The organism is Pseudomonas citronellolis (assembly GCF_900112375.1).
Lineage (GTDB): Bacteria > Pseudomonadota > Gammaproteobacteria > Pseudomonadales > Pseudomonadaceae > Pseudomonas > Pseudomonas citronellolis.
Genome location: NZ_FOLS01000002.1, coordinates 214,596 through 229,627, shown reverse-complemented (window position 1 = coordinate 229,627; position 15,032 = coordinate 214,596). Strand labels below are relative to the sequence as shown.

Below are 15,032 nucleotides of genomic sequence, written 5' to 3'. Positions count from 1 at the left end.
TGTCGCCCATCGGCTGGCCGAAGGCCCTGGCGCAGGCGTTGGCAACGACGCAGGCGGCGGCCGGCGGCATATTGTCGGACAATTTTGAGATTTTCCTCGGCCCAGGCCCTGTACCCCCGCCTTGTGGAATGGCTACCATGCGCTAAGAGTAAGGAGGGGCCGTTGCGCTCCAGTCCGGCTACGGCGGGCTGCCGCAGCGGTAAGGACACGAAAGGAATCCGACAATATCCATGGGTGCTACTGGGCAGAGCCGTATTCGCCATGACTCCCGGCTGTGGAAGCTGGTATGGCCGTTCATCGCCGTGGTCCTGCTGCAGGGATTGCTTGGCGTAGGCAGCCTTTACCTGATTTCGGGGGCGCGCGCCTACGTTGGCGGCGAGAGCCTCTGGTCCAAGGGCCAGAAGGACGCCATCCACTACCTGCAGCGCTACGGCGAGACGCGCGACACCGACGACTACCGGCGCTACCAGGAAGCCATCGCCATCCCCCTCGGCGACCGCCTGCTGCGCACCGCCCTGGACAGCCCGCAGCCGGACTACGAACTGGCGCGCAAAGGCATCCTCGCCGGCGGCAACCATCCCGACGACGTCGGCGCCATCATCACCCTCTACCGCTATTTCCACGACTTCAGCTACTTCAACGAGGCGGTGCGCTACTGGAAGGAGGGCGACCGCTACCTCGACCAGCTCCAGGCCATCGCCGAAGAGATGCACCAGCGCATCCAGGCCGGCCAGGTCGGCCCCGGCGACATCAGCTACTGGGACCAGCGCATCCAGGCCATCAACGAAGGCGTGACCCCCGCCTCCATGGCCTTCAGCGCCGCGCTCGCCCAGGGTTCGCGCTCGGTGATGCGCCTGCTGCTGGCGGCCAACATCGTCAGCGGCCTGGCCCTGATCCTTCTGGCGGCCTGGCGCACGCGCAACCTGCTGCTGGCCCAGCGCGCCTTCCAGAGCGCCCTGGACAGCGAGCGCGAGAAGGCCCAGACGACCCTGGCGGCGATCGGCGACGCGGTCATCACCATCGACGAGAACGCCCACATCGCCTACCTCAACCCGGCCGCCGAACGCATGATCGGCTGGGACAGCGAGATGGCCGTGGGCCTGCCGCTGAAGTCGCTGCTGCGCATGCTCGACGAGACCTCCGAGGAAGAGGACCTGGCCCTGGTCGGGCAGGTCCTGCGCGGCGAGGTGGAGGCCGGCAGCGAAGTCAGCAAGCTGCTGCAGCGCCTGGACGGCAGCGGCGTGGTGGTGACCCTGGTGGGCACGCCGATCCGCGTTGGCGGGCGCATCGTCGGCGCGGCGCTGGTGCTGCACGACATGACCCGCGAGCGGCAGTACATGGAAAGCCTGTCCTGGCAGGCCACCCACGATTCCCTGACCGGCCTGAGCAACCGCCGCGAGTTCGAGTACCGCCTGGAGCAGGCGCTGGAGCGCTCGGCGCAGCGCAACGACCGCCACAGCCTGATGTACCTCGACCTGGACCAGTTCAAGCTGGTCAACGACACCTGCGGGCACGCCGCCGGCGACGAGTTGCTGCGCCAGACCTGCAGCGTCCTCGAGCGCTGCCTGCGCGAGGGCGACACCCTGGCGCGCCTGGGCGGCGACGAGTTCGGCGTGCTGCTGGAGAACTGCCCGCCGGAGGTCGCCGAGCAGATCGCCGAGAACCTCCGCCAGGGCGTCGAGAACCTGCACTTCGTCTGGGACCGGCGGCCCTTCAACATCACCGTCAGCATCGGCGTGGTGCACGTCTCGGCCATGCTGGTGTCGGTGGAGGAGGCGCTGCGCTGCGCCGACATGGCCTGCTACCTGGCCAAGGAGAAGGGCCGCAACCGCGCCCAGGTGTTCAGCCCGGATGACAGCGAGCTGTCCATGCGCTTCGGCGAGATGGCCTGGGTCCAGCGCATCCGCCAGGCCCTGGACGAGGACCGCTTCCGCCTGTTCGCCCAGCGCATCCGCGCGGTCGACCCGCAGGCCGAGGAGGGCCTGCATGTCGAGCTGCTGCTGCGCGTGCTGGACGAGAACGGCCGCCTGGTGCCGCCCAACGACTTCATCCCGGCCGCCGAGCGCTACGGCCTGATGCCGCTGATCGACCGCTGGGTGGCCAACCGCGCCTTCGAGATCCTCGCCGAACGCCGCGAGGCCGGCTGCGAGCCGATCGCCACCTGCGCCATCAACCTGTCCGGCGCCACCATTGGCGACGCCAGCTTCATCCAGATGCTCCGCGAACTGCAGCCGGCCTACGGCCTGGCGCCGGAGAATATCTGCTTCGAGGTCACCGAGACCAGCGCCATCGCCAACCTGGTCAGCGCCACCCAGTTCATCCACGAACTCAAGGCCATGGGCTACCGCTTCTCCCTCGACGACTTCTGCGCCGGCATGTCGTCCTTCGTCTACCTCAAGCACCTGCCGGTGGACTACCTGAAGATCGATGGCAGCTTCATCAAGGACATGCTCGACGACCCCATCGACCGCGCCATGGTCCAGGTGATCAACCAGATCGGCCACGTCATGGGCAAGCGCACGGTGGCGGAGTTCGTCGAGTCGGAGGAAATCCTCGAGGCGCTGCGGGAAATCGGTATCGATTATGCCCAGGGTTACGCCGTGGGCCGCCCGCTGCCGTTCAACCGTCACTATTCCGGGCAGGCGGAGCCGGCCCTGGTGGAGCCGGACACCACCTCCGGACGGTGACAGCCGGCGGCCCGTCATCTAGTCTGGCGGTCGATTTCGTCGACGCACAAGGATGGGCCAGCATGAACGAAGCATTTCTCCGCGTCGGGTCCCTGAAGGACCTGACCAGCTACCCGCAGTGGGCACAGGACCTGGTGGCCGCCTGCGAAGGCGCCCGCCGCGCGGTCTCCGGGCACGAGTTCTACCGCCGCCTGCGCGACGGCCAGATTGGCGCCGCGACCATGCGCACCTACCTCATCGGCGGTTGGCCGGTGGTCGAGCAGTTCCCCCTCTATATGTCGCAGAACCTGCTGAAGACACGCTTCGGCCGTTCCCCCGGCGAGGACATGGCGCGGCGCTGGCTGATGCGCAACATCCGCGTCGAACTGAACCACGCCGACCACTGGCTGCGCTGGGCCGAGGCCTATGGCGTGGGCCTGGCGGCGCTGCGTGCGCAGGAGGTGCCCGAGGCGTTGCACGCCCTCGGCCACTGGTGCTGGCACAGCAGCGCCTCGGACGACCTGGCGGTGGCCATGGCGGCCACCAACTACGCGGTGGAAGGGGTGACCGGCGACTGGTCGGCGCTGGTCTGCTCCAGCGACGCCTACGAGCAGACACTGCCGGCGGAACTGCGCAAGAGCGCGATGAAGTGGCTGCGCCTGCATGCGCACTACGACGATGACCATCCCTGGGAAGCGCTGGAGATCATCTGCACCCTGTGCGGCCAGGAAATCGCCTCCGGGCGCTGGGACGAACTGCGCGCGGCCATCTGCAAGAGCTTCCGCTACATGGAACTGTTCCTCGACCACTGCCTGGCCCAGGAACAGGTCGGCACCTCGCGCCGCCCGCAGGTGCGCGTGGCCGGCTGAAGCCCGCCTCAGGGCAGCAGGATGTGCTTGTCGCTGCTGCCCTCGTTCACTTCGCGATAGCGCTGCAGGCCCTCGCTCAGCGGCGATTCGCGCAGCCCGCCGGGCAGCGGCAGGCGGCCTTCGTCGAAGCCGCGGCCGAACTGCTCCAGCATGCGCGCGCAGGCCACGCTGTCGTACAGCAGCGAGTTGACCCCCACCAGCGAACCCCCGCGGCGGTACAGCGCCAGCGCCGGCAACTGCACGTGGCCGTCCACCGGCGCGGCGATGATGGCGATGCGGCCGAAGGTGGCCAGGGCGCTGACCGATGCCGGCAGCCAGAAGCCGGTGGTGTCGAAGATCACCTCGGCGCCGCCGGGGAATGTTGAATTCACTTGCTCGGCCAGGCGCTCCGGCTGCTCCAGCAGCAGGCTGGCGATGCCGCGGGCCTGCAGTTCGGCGGCCTGTTCGGCGCGGCGCACCCCCGCCAGCACCTCGGCGCCGCGGGCGCGGGCCAGGTCCAGCGCGGCCGAGCCGACCGCGCCGGCGCCGATCACCAGCAGCCGGGTGCCGGCCTTCACGCCGCTGCGCTCCAGGGCGTCCCAGGCGGTGGTATAGGGCACCCCGCAACTGGCGGCCTGGGCGAAATCCAGGCTCCCGGGCATCAACGCCACGCCGCGCGCCGGCAGGGCCAGCAGGCCGGCATGGCTGCCGTCGCGGAGGAAGCCGAGCTCCTTGCCGGTACCCCACACGGCCTGGCCGAGCAGCGCCTGCGGGCCTTTCACCACGACCCCGGCGAAATCGCGGCCGGGCACCCGGGGCAGGGTGGTGTAGGGGAAGCGGCCGAGCACGTTCTTCACGTCGCTGGGGTTGAGGCCGGCGGCGCGGACCTCCACCAGCACCTCGTCGGCGGCGGGGATGGGGTCGGCCAGCTCGACCCGCTGGAGCGCGTCGAGGTCGCCGGTACGGGCGAATTGCAGGGCTTGCATGGAAGTCTCCGTCGAAAGGTTTCAGTGGAACCAGCGCAGCACCAGCTCGCGGCCGACCGGCAGCAGGCTCTCGCCCAGCTGCATGCCGAGCAGGCCGACCAGCGCCACCAGGGGCGGCGCCGGCGAGCGGAAGTCGAGCAGGTTGTAGAGCACGCCGACGGCGACGCCGATGGCCAGCGAGATCAGGTAGTTCATGGGGCCTCCGGGACGTTCGGCTGGGTGGAGGCAGTCTAGGGCGGACGGCGGGCGGGTATCGGTCAAGGACTTCGGAATTTCGGACAGATTGCGCCGTCGGACGGCTGTCTTGCCGACTGCGCCGAGGTGCTTTCGTAGGATGGGTTGAGTTTGCGAAACCCATGCGGTCGTGGTGATGGGTATCGCTTCGCTCAACCCATCCTACGATGGTGTTTCTCCTGCACTTGTAGGAGCGGGCCCTGCCCGCGATTCGCGCGCAGGGCGCGCTCCTACCAGGTTTCCACCCCCCACTCCGAAGGCACCACCCCCAGCTCGCGGCGGAACATCTCGCTGAATGCCCCCGGCGTATAGCCCAGCTCGTGGGCGATGCGGTTCACCGGGGTGCCGGCGGCCAGCGCGGCCACGGCGGTGGCCAGCTGCACCTGGCGGCGCCAGGCGGCGAAGCCCATGCCCAGGCTGCGCTGGAACAGGCGGGCGAGGGTGCGCACGCTGGCGCCGACGTCGGCGGCGTGCTGCTCCACGGAGATTTCCGCGCTGGGGTTGGCCATCACCGCCCGGCACAGGGCGAGCAGGCGGCGGTCGTCGTCTTCCGGCAGGGAGATGCGCGGCAGGCTGCTGCGGGCGCGGCGCAGTTCCAGCACGCAGAGGTCGGAGAGGGCGCGGTAGTACTCGGCGTCGGGCTGCCTTTCCTGTTCCACCAGGCGCAGGATCAGCTCGCGCAGCAGGGTGTCCACCTCGAACACCTGCACGCGCTCCTCCAGCACCCCGGCCAGGCTCGGGCGCAGGTAGATGTTGCGCATCTGCAGCTCGCTGACCACGCGGATGCCGTGGGGCACGCCCGGCGGCAGCCAGACGGCGCGCTGCGGCGGCAGCAGCAGGGCTTCCTGCGGGGTTTCCAGCCACATCAGCCCGGACATGGCGTAGAGCACCTGGCCCCACTCGTGCTCGTGGGGCTCGATGTACAGCCCGCGCGGGTAGCTGCGCGCCAGGCCGCGCAGGGGCACCTGGGTATCGCTGAGGTCGGGCGGGGCGGCGCGGGCCATGGCTCACCGGAAAACGAAAGTCGATGCCGCGCATGGTAGCGGCGGCGCGGGCGCCTTGCATCTGCCCTGGAAAGCTGGCGAACCGCTGTGTAACGAAGGCTTTACGCGGCCGCCGGTGCACTGCGCAGCCCGCCATGGCTGTAACGAAAAGCTGCCGCCCGCGACGCTGGCCGGGCGCTTTCCCACAAGGCTCGCAGGCTTGTTCGCAGCGACCGCAGCGGCTGATATGGCGCCTGCCCCGCGCCCGGCGGCAATTCGTCGCGGCGCGATGCGCCTTGCATGCCGCGCGGCCACGAACCGCGGGGCCCGATCCGTCACAGATAACAACAAAAGGTGACGCAATGACGCGTGATACCCAGCACGCAGGCCAGTTGCAGCGCGGCCTGAAGAATCGCCATATCCAGCTGATCGCCCTCGGCGGCGCCATCGGCACCGGCCTGTTCCTCGGCTCGGCCGGGGTGCTCAAGTCGGCCGGGCCGTCCATGCTGCTCGGCTACGCCATCGCCGGGGTGATCGCCTTCCTGATCATGCGCCAGCTCGGCGAGATGATCGTCGAAGAGCCGGTGGCCGGCTCCTTCAGCCATTTCGCCCACAAGTACTGGGGCGGTTTCGCCGGCTTCCTCTCCGGCTGGAACTGCTGGGTGCTGTACATCCTGGTCGGCATGTCCGAACTCACCGCGGTGGGCAAGTACGTGCACTACTGGTGGCCGGATGTGCCCACCTGGGCTAGCGCCGCGGTGTTCTTCGTGCTGGTCAACCTCATCAACCTGGCCAACGTCAAGCTGTTCGGCGAGGCCGAGTTCTGGTTCGCGATGATCAAGGTCAGCGCGGTGGTCGGCATGATCCTGCTCGGCTGCTGGCTGCTGTTCTCCGGCCACGGCGGCGAGCAGGCGAGCGTGAGCAACCTGTGGAGCCACGGCGGCTTCTTCCCCAACGGCGCCAGCGGGCTGGTGATGGCCATGGCCTTCATCATGTTCTCCTTCGGCGGCCTGGAGATGCTCGGCTTCACCGCCGCCGAGGCCGACCAGCCGAAAACGGTGATCCCCAAGGCGATCAACCAGGTGCTCTGGCGCATCCTGATCTTCTACGTCGGCGCCCTGGCCGTGCTGCTCGCGCTGACGCCCTGGGACAGCCTGCTGCAGAGCATCAGCGCGGCCGGCGACGACTACAGCGGCAGCCCCTTCGTGAAAGTGTTCTCGCTGCTCGGCAGCGACACCGCCGCGCACATCCTCAACTTCGTGGTGCTCACCGCGGCGCTGTCGGTCTACAACAGCGGCACCTACTGCAACGGCCGCATGCTGGTCGGCCTGGCCGAGCAGGGCGACGCGCCCCGCGCCCTGGCGAAGGTGGACAAGCGCGGCGTGCCGGTGCGCGCGCTGCTGGTGTCGGCGCTGGTGACCTTTCTCGCGGTGGTGGTCAACTACGTGATCCCGCACCAGGCGCTGGAGCTGCTGATGTCGCTGGTGGTGGCGGCGCTGGTGATCAACTGGGCGATGATCAGCTACGCGCACCTGAAGTTCCGCCAGCGCATGGACCGCGACGGCGTGCGCACCGCCTTCCGCGCCATCTTCTACCCCTACGGCAACTGGCTGTGCCTGGCCTTCGTGCTGTTCATCCTCGGGGTGATGGCGATGATTCCGGGCATCCAGGTCTCGGTGTACGTGATCCCGCTGTGGCTGCTGGTGATGTTCGCCTGCTACCGCCTCAAGCGCTCGCGCGCCGCGCAGCCGGCCTTGGCGCTGGCCGAATGAGGGCGAGCCGCGCGCCCGACTTTTCGCCGGGGCGCGCGGCGTTGCCGCCGGCGGCGAACCTTGGCTAGAGTGTCCTGGCCATTTTTCGTCAGAGGGACACCCATGAAAAAAGCATTCTGGCTGCTGGCCGCCGCCGTTCCCGTGCTGCTGGTCGCCTGCGGCGGCGAGGAGAAGAAGGCGCCGCCGGTGGACGCGCTGGTCCTGCCGGGCGACGCCAAGCTGGATTCGCGCAGCGTCGACTACAAGTGCGACGACGGGCGCAAGTTCAGCGTCCAGTACCTGAACAAGGGCGACAATCACCTGGCGGTGGTGCCGGTGAGCGACAGCGCCAACCTGGTGTTCAGCAACGTCATCTCGGCCTCTGGCGCCAAGTACGCCGCCGGCCAGTACATCTGGTGGACCAAGGGCGAGGAAGCCACCCTGTACAAGGACTGGAAGGGCGGCGAGCCGGCCGACGGGGTTTCCTGCAAGGAGCGCTGAGTTCGTCGCGATGAAGAAAGCCCGGCCTGCGCCGGGCTTTTTCGTTGGTGAGGGCTGCGCCGAAATGCTCTTCTGCTCTTTGTAGGAGCGAGCTTGCTCGCGAATGGGCCCCGCAGCGGAGTGTGTTCGCGAGCAAGCTCGCTCCTACGAGAAGCCGTACCCGTACCGAGGCCCGAACCTCAGAAACTGAACTCCAGGTTCACCGTCGGCGTCGAGGTGCGGCTGCCGGTGCCGCCGTCCACGCCGAACTTGTTGTGCCAGTACTCGTAGCCCACGCCGAGCCAGAGGTTCGGCTGGCGCTTGGCGCCGGGCAGGGCCGCCACCATCAGCGAGGTGCGCACCAGCGTCTCGGCGGCGGTGTCCTTGTCGTTGTAGTCCTCGCCCTTCTCGCCGACGTGGTTGAGGAAGCCCTGGAACTTGGCCATGCGCTCGCCGAGCTGGAAGGGCTTCAGCCAGGTCAGGTTGAGCATGTAGGTGCCGTCGAAGGTGTGGTCCGGATGCTTTGCGCCGGGCACGCCGAAGTGGTTCTTCTCGCGGTAGTACATCAGGCTCAGGTCGAGCACGCCGGCGCCGTTGAACTTCACCGTGGGGCCGATCACCAGGGCGCGCTTCTTCGCCGAGGCCAGGTTGTTGTTGCGGCTGGCGTCGAAGCCGAAGGTCAACGCATGGTCCTTCACCAGGCCCTTGCCCAGCGGCACGTCGAACACCCGCGAGGCGTACAGCTGGTGGCGGTACACCGCGTAGACTTCGCTGCCACCGTGGTCGGTGCCCTTGCGCGGGTCGCGGCTGTCAGAGAGGAACACGTCCAGGTGGAAGAAGTTGCTGCCGTAGCGGTAGCCGTCGGCGTGGCTGAAGCTGTAGATGCGCTTGGCGAACTTGTCCGGGTTGTTCGGGTTGGTGAACTGCTGGCCGTAGCGGAAACCCAGTGTGTTGCTGGTCCACTCGAAGAAGCGGTCGTCGTCGGCGAAGGCCGCGTCCAGGGGGAGGCCGGCCAACAGGGCGGCGCTCAGGGCGATACGGCTGCCGGTGCTCAGGCGGCGGGACGTACGCGGGTGTTGGCGGACGGCGCTGGGCGCCGGCACGGATGATACCGGGCGGAACATGCTGCACCTCGATCTTGTTGTTGTTATGGGGCCGGTTGCCGCGTGACTGCCCGCGGCCGGACAGGGACGGTTCTAAAGATCTGTTGGATTCATTGCAAGAGATTTTTGTATACACAAGTGTATTCAAAAATTGATCCGCGAGTCAGGAATCGGCCTTGCGCCGCGGCGGGCTGCGTTCTGTGCCTGCCGGCGTTTGCGCGTTATGCTGTGCTTTCCCTCCGTCCGAATTCCCCGCCATGCTCGTCATCTCCAACGCCGTGCAGATCCCCGACGCCGAAATCGAGCTGAGCGCCATCCGCGCCCAGGGCGCCGGCGGGCAGAACGTCAACAAGGTGTCCAGCGCGGTGCACCTGCGCTTCGACATCCGCGCCTCGTCGCTGCCGGATTTCTACAAGGAGCGCCTGCTGGCGCTGAGCGACCAGCGCATCAGCGGCGACGGCGTGGTGGTGATCAAGGCCCAGCAGTACCGCACCCAGGAGCAGAACCGCGAGGACGCGCTGGAGCGCCTGGCCGAGCTGATCCGCTCGGCGGCCACGGTGCAGAAGAAGCGCAAGCCGACGCGGCCGACCCTCGGCTCCAAGACCCGCCGCCTGGAGGGCAAGAGCAAGCGCGGGGCGATCAAGGCCGGGCGCGGCAAGGTGGATTACTGAAAGGGGCTGCCGGCTTCGTAGGATGGGACGAGCGAAGCGACTCCCATCAATGGGTATCGCTGCGCTCAACGCCATCCTACATGACCGGCGCCGTGGCCCTGGCGCTGCGCCGGCTGGACAGCAGCACCAGCGTGGCCAGCAGGATGAGCACGCCGGCATAGCCGTTGGTGGTGGGGACCAGGCCGTAGCGCTGGGTGGCGGCCCCCGCCAGCACCGCCGGCAGGCTGAAGGCCAGGTAGCTGAGCACATAGAAGCCGGCCATCAGCCCACCGCGTTCGTGGGCATGGGCCAGCGGCACCACCGTGCGCAGGGCGCCGAGGAAGCCGCCGCCGAAGCCCAGCCCGGCCACCGCGGTGCCGAGGAAGAACAGCCAGGCGCTGCCGCTGTCGATGCCCAGCAGCGTCAGCAGCAGGCCGCCGACCAGGGCCAGGCCGCCGCGCCGCAGGATGAGCGGCGCCGCGCCGTGGCGCAGGGCGAAGATCGCCAGGGCGCCGCAGGCGGTCAGCAGGAACACCAGCACGCCGCCGGTGAGCGGCGCCTGCAGGCCGCTGACCTGGCGCGCCAGGCTCGGCCCCAGCGACAGGTAGAACCCACCCAGGGCCCAGAGGCTGGCATTGAGCGGCGCCACGCTCCAGAAGGCGCGGCGCGCTTGGGGCGGGATGCGGATGCGCGGGCGCAGCGAAGCCAGCGCGCCCGGCTGCGGGCTGACGCTCTCCGGCAGGCGCCACAGCAGCATCAGGCACAGCGCGAACAGGCCGAACAGCACCCGGTACACCAGGTGCAGCGGCTCGCCGGCGAACTGCACCAGGGCGCTGCTGCCCAGGGCGCCCAGGGCCAGGCCGAGCATGGGCGCGATGCTGTTGACCAGCGGACCGCGCTCGCGGTCGAAGTCCAGCAGGGCGGCGCCCAGCACGCTGGTCGCAAGGCCGGTGGCGAAGCCCTGCAGCAGGCGCGCCAGGATCAGCGCCTGGACCGAGCCCGCGGCCAGGAACACCGCCATCGCCAGCAGCTCGATGAGCAGCGCGGCGCGGATCAGCGGGCGGCGGCCGAGGTGGTCGGACAGCGAGCCGAACACCAGCAGCGCCAGCAGCAGGCCGCCGGCGTAGATGCTGAACACCAGCGTCAGCAGCGTGGGCGAGAAGCCCCAGGTCTCGCGGTACAGCGCATACAGCGGGGTGGGGGCGCTGGCGGCGGCGAGAAAGCCCATGAGGATGGCGCCGAGCAACACGCTGGCAGTCCGCGGGGACAGGCCGGGGCGGCGCTCGCTCGTGCTTTTGGGTAAGGTGGCTGTCATGATCGGCCTCGCAAAGGCTAAGATTTAGCTTTTGCGAGATGCTGGACCTGTTTCGGCACAAAAGCAAATTCTTTGCGTTAGGGTGATTATGGCGATCAATCAGGGCGCGCGGCCGGGGGGCCGCAGTGCGAGGGTGCAGGCCTCGGTGCACAAGGCGGTGGCGGAGCTGCTGGAGGAGCGCGAACGCGGCGAGCTGACGGTGCCGCTGATAGCCGCCCGCGCCGGGGTGACGCCCTCGACCATCTACCGGCGCTGGGGCGACCTCAACGAACTGCTGGGCGACGTCGCCCTGCAACGCATCCGCCCGGACGCCGAACCGGCGGACACCGGCAGCCTGCGCGGCGACCTGCGCGTCTGGGGCGAGCAGTACATGGAGGAGACCGCCTCGGTGCCCGGCCGCGCCGTGGTGCTCGACCTGCTGGCCGCCGGCGGCGGCTGCTCCGGCCGCTGCCTGGAGATCGCCCGCGGCCAGTTCGAATGCATCCTCGCCCGCGCAGCCTCGCGCGGCGAGGCGCTGCCCGAGGTGGATCGAATCGTCGACCGGCTGATGGCGCCGCTGGTCTACCGCATCCTGTTCTCCAGCGAGGAACTGGGCGCCGACTACCTCGAGCGCCTGCTGGACGTCACCCTCGAAGGCCTCTAGCGCGCGCTTTCCAGCGCGACGGCCCAGGCCTGCAGGGCATCGCGGGCTGCGAGGGCGATCTGCTCGTCGCTGCGCCCGGCGAACTGGCGCTCCACGGCGTCGGCGGCGATCAGCCCGGCCACCGTCGGCACGCCCACGGCGTCGGTGAGGTCCAGCCATTCGCCCCAGCTGGCCGGGCTGTCGTACCAGCGCAGGTAGCCCGAGGGCGAGCGTGGCCACCAGCGCCGCTCGAACTGCAGCACCACCTTCTCCAGGCGGCCCATGCCCAGATGGGCCAGGGCATCCTGCTGCGCCGCCGGTAGCGCCGGGGTGAAGCGCAGCGTCTTGAGCACGCCCAGCGGCACGCTGCAGATGCAGAAGTCGCCGCGCTCGTCGTTCACCCGCACCTGCTCGCCCGACCAGTCGATGTGCGTCACCGGCTGGCCCAGGCGGATGTCCAGGCCTTGCGCCAGGTGCGCGATCAACTGGCCATAGCCGCCGGGGAGGAAACGGTCGCCGTTGCCGACGCCTTCCTCGTCCAGGGCGTCCACCGAGAGCTGCGCCAGCGGCAGGCAGGCTTCGAGGACGAGGTTGGCGTCGATGGCGAAACCTGTGGCGCGGGCCTGCGCAGCGTCCAGGTCAGCCAGGTAGCGCTCGACCGCCTCGGCCAGCGGCAGTTGCCGGTCCAGCCCCTTGCGCAGGGCCTGCCAGGCCGCGTCTATGTCCGGCAGCGGACCGTCGCAGGCGGCGGCCAGTGGTTGGCCGAAGTCGGTTTCCACCAGCGCCAGGTCCAGCGCCAGCGCCTCGCGGGCCAGGGCGTTGTCGGCGAACTGCTGCAGCCAGGCGGCGCCGACGTCCACGGTGGCCTCGCCCAGGCGGATGCTGTGGGTGCGCCCGCCGATGCGCTCGCGGGCCTCCAGCAGCACGCAGTCGACGCCTTGCTCGCGCAGGCGCCGCGCAGCGGCCAGGCCGGCGCACCCGGCGCCGATGACGATCACCCGGCGGGCGCCCGCGCGCAGGGCCAGCTCGGCGGCGCGCAGGCCGTCGTCCCAGGCACCGTGGGTCATGGCCGGCGCCCGCGGGTTGCAGGCTTCGCCGGCGAGCGCCAGGCGGCCGTCCAGGCAGGCGCCGAGGGTGGCGCGGTGCGCGGGCGTACCGCCGGGCAGCAGGGTACTGTAGGCGCCGAGGCTGAAGGGGTCGTCGCTCCAGTGGGTGACGTGCCAGGCGGTGGGGCGGTGCATGGGGGCTGTCCTTGGCCGAATCGAAGGGTTTCCGATCTTGGACGCCCACGGCTGCGCACACAAGGCGCTGCGCTTCAGGCGTGGCTCAGGCGGATCACCAGGCGGGCGATGGACACGCCGCTGAACAGCACCACGAACAGCCGCAGGGTCTGCATGGCCAGCACCAGGCCGACGTCGGAGTGGGTATCCACCGCGATGATCGCCATGGCGTCCAGGCCGCCGGGGCTGGTGGCCAGGTAGAGGGACAGGAAGTCCATGCCGGTGACGGCCGCCAGGGCCCAGGCGAAGAGCGCGCAGCTGAGGATCAGGCCGAGGGCGCTGACCAGCATGGCCGGCAGGTGGCGGCCGACGTAGGCCAGGCTGGCGCGGTCGAAGCGCAGGCCGATGTAGCAGCCGATCACCCCGTAGGCCAGCACCAGCAGCCAGTGCGGCAGGGCGATCTGCAGCAGCCCGCCCAGTTGCAGCGTGGCGCCGGCCACCAGCGGCACCAGCAGCGGGCCGGCCGGCAGGCGCGCGCCCAGGCTGACGCCGACGAAGATCAGCAGCAGGCAGTTGACCAGGTCGGGCAGGTGGCCGGCGTCGTTCAGCGGCGTGCTGTGGGCCGCCGAGCCGCCGCCTTCCAGGCCCAGCAGGCGGCCGACCAGGGCGCCGGCCATGACCACGCAGACCACCCGCACGTACTGCATGGTCGCCACCACCCGCGGATCGGCGCCGTGGGACTCGGCCATCGCCACCATGGCCGCCGCGCCGCCGGGCGCGGTGCCCCAGGCGGCGGTGCTGCCGGGGATGCCGCCGAAACGCACCATGGCGTAGCTGACCAGGGCGCTGAGCAGCAGGGTGAGCAGGGTGGCGCATAGCATCAGCGGCCAGGACGCGGCCATGGCTTGCAGCACCGACCAGTTGATGGCGTGGGCCACCAGCAGGCCGATGCAGCCCTGGCTGAGGCGGAAGGCCTGGCGCGGCAGGCGGATGCCGGCGCCGCCGACGCCGAAGGCGATGGCCACCAGCATGGGGCCGAGGAACAGCGCGGCGGGGATGCCCAGCCAGGCGAGCAGCTGCCCGGCGCCGCCGGCCGCCAGGATCAGGGCCGGCCACTGCAGGCTGGCGGGGATACGGCTGAGGCTCTGGGCTTGAGGGCTGGACACGCGAAGGCTCCCGACTGCGGACAACGGGGAAAATTATCGATAGCGCAATCCATCAAGTCCATTTTCTAATAGTCATGAATTCATTCCTGAAATCTATCGGTGGCCGCCATGGACCTGCGCGATCTCGCCTATTTCGAAACCATCGCCGAGCTCGGCCACCTGGGCCGCGCGGCGGACCGCCTGGGGCGCAGCCAGCCGGCGCTGACCAAGAGCATCCAGCGCCTGGAGCAGTCCCTGGGCGCCAGCCTGTTCCAGCGCGAGGGCCGGCGCATCCGCCTGACCCCGGCCGGCGAGCTGATGCTGCAGCGCGCCCGCCAGCTGCGCCAGGACATCGAGGAGACGCGCCGCGAGGTACGCGACTTCGCCAGTGGCCTGGTGGGCAACATCCGCCTGGGCTGCGCCGCGACCATGGCCGAGTACCTGCTGCCGCCGCTGGTGGAGGAGCTGTTGCGGCGCGCCCCGGAGGTGACCATCAGCCTGTCCCTGGGCCAGGACGACGTGCTGCGCGAGGCCCTGCGCGGCGGGCGCCTGGACATGGCGATCTGCTCGCGCATCCTCGACGACGCGCACCTGGTCAGCGAGCCGCTGCTGCAGGACCAGGTGGTGGTGGTGGCCAGCCGCGAGCACCCGCTGTTCGACGGCCCGGTGGCCATCGCCGACCTGTGCCGCTACCGCTGGGTGCTGCCGGCGCCCAGCGTGTCGTCGCGGCGCTGGATGGACGCCACCTTCCAGGCCCACGGCCTGCCGCCGCCGCGGGTGCAGATAGAGACCAACGCCATTCCCATGCTGCCCAACCTGATCGCCCGCACCCGGCTGCTCAGCTTCGTTGCCCGCGAAACGCTGGACGGCGGGTTGCATGGGATGAGCCAGCTGCGCGAGGTGAGGCTGGCGGAAACCACCTTGACGCGGACCATGGGCCTGGCGGTGCGGGAGGGGGCCTATCTGTCGCCGGCGGCGCAGTTGTTGCGGGGGATGTTGCGGGAGCATGCGGGGGTGTGAGATGGGCTT

At 69.6% G+C, this 15,032-nt stretch carries 14 protein-coding genes; 7 read left to right on the top strand and 7 right to left on the bottom strand.

Annotated features, from left to right (window positions below; translation table 11 throughout):
* The first annotated feature begins 230 nt into the window (after window positions 1-230).
* Together BM060_RS02860 and BM060_RS02855 are read left to right on the top strand one after the other, a co-directional pair.
* Window positions 231-2,687: an EAL domain-containing protein gene (locus tag BM060_RS02860; RefSeq protein ID WP_074977123.1), complete on the top strand. Its 2,457-nt coding sequence runs from the start codon at window positions 231-233 to the stop codon at window positions 2,685-2,687.
* Window positions 2,688-2,749: 62 nt separating this feature from the next.
* Window positions 2,750-3,535 (top strand): iron-containing redox enzyme family protein, encoded by a 786-nt coding sequence (locus tag BM060_RS02855; RefSeq protein ID WP_074977121.1) that lies wholly within the window; start codon window positions 2,750-2,752, stop codon window positions 3,533-3,535.
* Between the two features lie 8 nt (window positions 3,536-3,543).
* Here the strand turns inward: BM060_RS02855 and BM060_RS02850 are convergent, their stop codons facing one another.
* From BM060_RS02850 to BM060_RS02840, 3 genes are all read right to left on the bottom strand, one after another.
* A complete protein-coding gene (locus BM060_RS02850; RefSeq protein WP_074977119.1) occupies window positions 3,544-4,500 on the bottom strand; it encodes a quinone oxidoreductase family protein in 957 nt (318 codons plus the stop codon).
* A 21-nt stretch (window positions 4,501-4,521) separates the two neighbouring features.
* Window positions 4,522-4,695, bottom strand: a complete 174-nt coding sequence (locus BM060_RS02845) for a DUF1427 family protein (protein ID WP_074977117.1) — start codon at window positions 4,693-4,695, stop codon at window positions 4,522-4,524.
* A 269-nt stretch (window positions 4,696-4,964) separates the two neighbouring features.
* Window positions 4,965-5,738 (bottom strand): AraC family transcriptional regulator, encoded by a 774-nt coding sequence (locus BM060_RS02840; protein ID WP_074977114.1) that lies wholly within the window; start codon window positions 5,736-5,738, stop codon window positions 4,965-4,967.
* A gap of 341 nt (window positions 5,739-6,079) precedes the next feature.
* Between BM060_RS02840 and BM060_RS02835 the strand changes: the two genes are divergently transcribed.
* A complete protein-coding gene (locus tag BM060_RS02835) occupies window positions 6,080-7,489 on the top strand; it encodes an amino acid permease (protein WP_074977112.1) in 1,410 nt (469 codons plus the stop codon).
* 102 nt (window positions 7,490-7,591) lie between these two features.
* Window positions 7,592-7,969, top strand: coding sequence for an MliC family protein (locus BM060_RS02830; protein WP_074977110.1), 378 nt, complete (start codon window positions 7,592-7,594; stop codon window positions 7,967-7,969).
* 179 nt (window positions 7,970-8,148) lie between these two features.
* On the opposite strand, the gene BM060_RS02825 is transcribed toward BM060_RS02830, so the two are convergent.
* On the bottom strand, window positions 8,149-9,072 hold the full coding sequence (locus BM060_RS02825) for a hypothetical protein (protein ID WP_043312838.1): 924 nt from the start codon (window positions 9,070-9,072) through the stop codon (window positions 8,149-8,151).
* A 236-nt stretch (window positions 9,073-9,308) separates the two neighbouring features.
* On the opposite strand from BM060_RS02825, the gene arfB reads away from it, so the two are divergent.
* Complete coding sequence (arfB, locus tag BM060_RS02820) at window positions 9,309-9,722, top strand: alternative ribosome rescue aminoacyl-tRNA hydrolase ArfB (protein ID WP_009621591.1); 414 nt, start codon at window positions 9,309-9,311, stop codon at window positions 9,720-9,722.
* Between the two features lie 76 nt (window positions 9,723-9,798).
* On the opposite strand, the gene BM060_RS02815 is transcribed toward arfB, so the two are convergent.
* The gene (locus tag BM060_RS02815; protein ID WP_074977108.1) at window positions 9,799-11,016 is read right to left on the bottom strand and encodes an MFS transporter; all 1,218 of its coding nucleotides are present in this window, start codon (window positions 11,014-11,016) and stop codon (window positions 9,799-9,801) included.
* 88 nt (window positions 11,017-11,104) lie between these two features.
* Between BM060_RS02815 and BM060_RS02810 the strand changes: the two genes are divergently transcribed.
* A complete protein-coding gene (locus tag BM060_RS02810; RefSeq protein ID WP_074977106.1) occupies window positions 11,105-11,659 on the top strand; it encodes a TetR/AcrR family transcriptional regulator in 555 nt (184 codons plus the stop codon).
* Here BM060_RS02810 and BM060_RS02805 read toward each other — a convergent pair.
* Entirely contained in the window at window positions 11,656-12,879 is a 1,224-nt protein-coding gene (locus tag BM060_RS02805) for a flavin monoamine oxidase family protein (protein WP_074977104.1), read from the bottom strand. The two genes, BM060_RS02810 and BM060_RS02805, sit on opposite strands and share 4 nt — an antisense overlap.
* Window positions 12,880-12,953: 74 nt before the next feature.
* Window positions 12,954-14,024, bottom strand: coding sequence for an AbrB family transcriptional regulator (locus BM060_RS02800; protein ID WP_074977102.1), 1,071 nt, complete (start codon window positions 14,022-14,024; stop codon window positions 12,954-12,956).
* Window positions 14,025-14,132: 108 nt separating this feature from the next.
* Between BM060_RS02800 and BM060_RS02795 the strand changes: the two genes are divergently transcribed.
* Window positions 14,133-15,023 carry a LysR family transcriptional regulator gene (locus tag BM060_RS02795; RefSeq protein ID WP_074977331.1) on the top strand — a complete coding sequence of 297 codons (891 nt, stop codon included), beginning with the start codon at window positions 14,133-14,135 and terminating at the stop codon, window positions 15,021-15,023.
* Window positions 15,024-15,032: the final 9 nt, after the last annotated feature.

What these genes read in the sequence shown, in the direction of transcription:
- BM060_RS02860 (WP_074977123.1), top strand. Translation starts at nt 231, where the DNA reads ATGGGTGCTACTGGGCAGAGCCGTATTCGCCATGACTCCCGGCTGTGG.
- BM060_RS02855 (WP_074977121.1), top strand. Translation starts at nt 2,750, where the DNA reads ATGAACGAAGCATTTCTCCGCGTCGGGTCCCTGAAGGACCTGACCAGC.
- BM060_RS02850 (WP_074977119.1), bottom strand. Translation starts at nt 4,500, where the DNA reads ATGCAAGCCCTGCAATTCGCCCGTACCGGCGACCTCGACGCGCTCCAG.
- BM060_RS02845 (WP_074977117.1), bottom strand. Translation starts at nt 4,695, where the DNA reads ATGAACTACCTGATCTCGCTGGCCATCGGCGTCGCCGTCGGCGTGCTC.
- BM060_RS02840 (WP_074977114.1), bottom strand. Translation starts at nt 5,738, where the DNA reads ATGGCCCGCGCCGCCCCGCCCGACCTCAGCGATACCCAGGTGCCCCTG.
- BM060_RS02835 (WP_074977112.1), top strand. Translation starts at nt 6,080, where the DNA reads ATGACGCGTGATACCCAGCACGCAGGCCAGTTGCAGCGCGGCCTGAAG.
- BM060_RS02830 (WP_074977110.1), top strand. Translation starts at nt 7,592, where the DNA reads ATGAAAAAAGCATTCTGGCTGCTGGCCGCCGCCGTTCCCGTGCTGCTG.
- BM060_RS02825 (WP_043312838.1), bottom strand. Translation starts at nt 9,072, where the DNA reads ATGTTCCGCCCGGTATCATCCGTGCCGGCGCCCAGCGCCGTCCGCCAA.
- arfB (WP_009621591.1), top strand. Translation starts at nt 9,309, where the DNA reads ATGCTCGTCATCTCCAACGCCGTGCAGATCCCCGACGCCGAAATCGAG.
- BM060_RS02815 (WP_074977108.1), bottom strand. Translation starts at nt 11,016, where the DNA reads ATGACAGCCACCTTACCCAAAAGCACGAGCGAGCGCCGCCCCGGCCTG.
- BM060_RS02810 (WP_074977106.1), top strand. Translation starts at nt 11,105, where the DNA reads ATGGCGATCAATCAGGGCGCGCGGCCGGGGGGCCGCAGTGCGAGGGTG.
- BM060_RS02805 (WP_074977104.1), bottom strand. Translation starts at nt 12,879, where the DNA reads ATGCACCGCCCCACCGCCTGGCACGTCACCCACTGGAGCGACGACCCC.
- BM060_RS02795 (WP_074977331.1), top strand. Translation starts at nt 14,133, where the DNA reads ATGGACCTGCGCGATCTCGCCTATTTCGAAACCATCGCCGAGCTCGGC.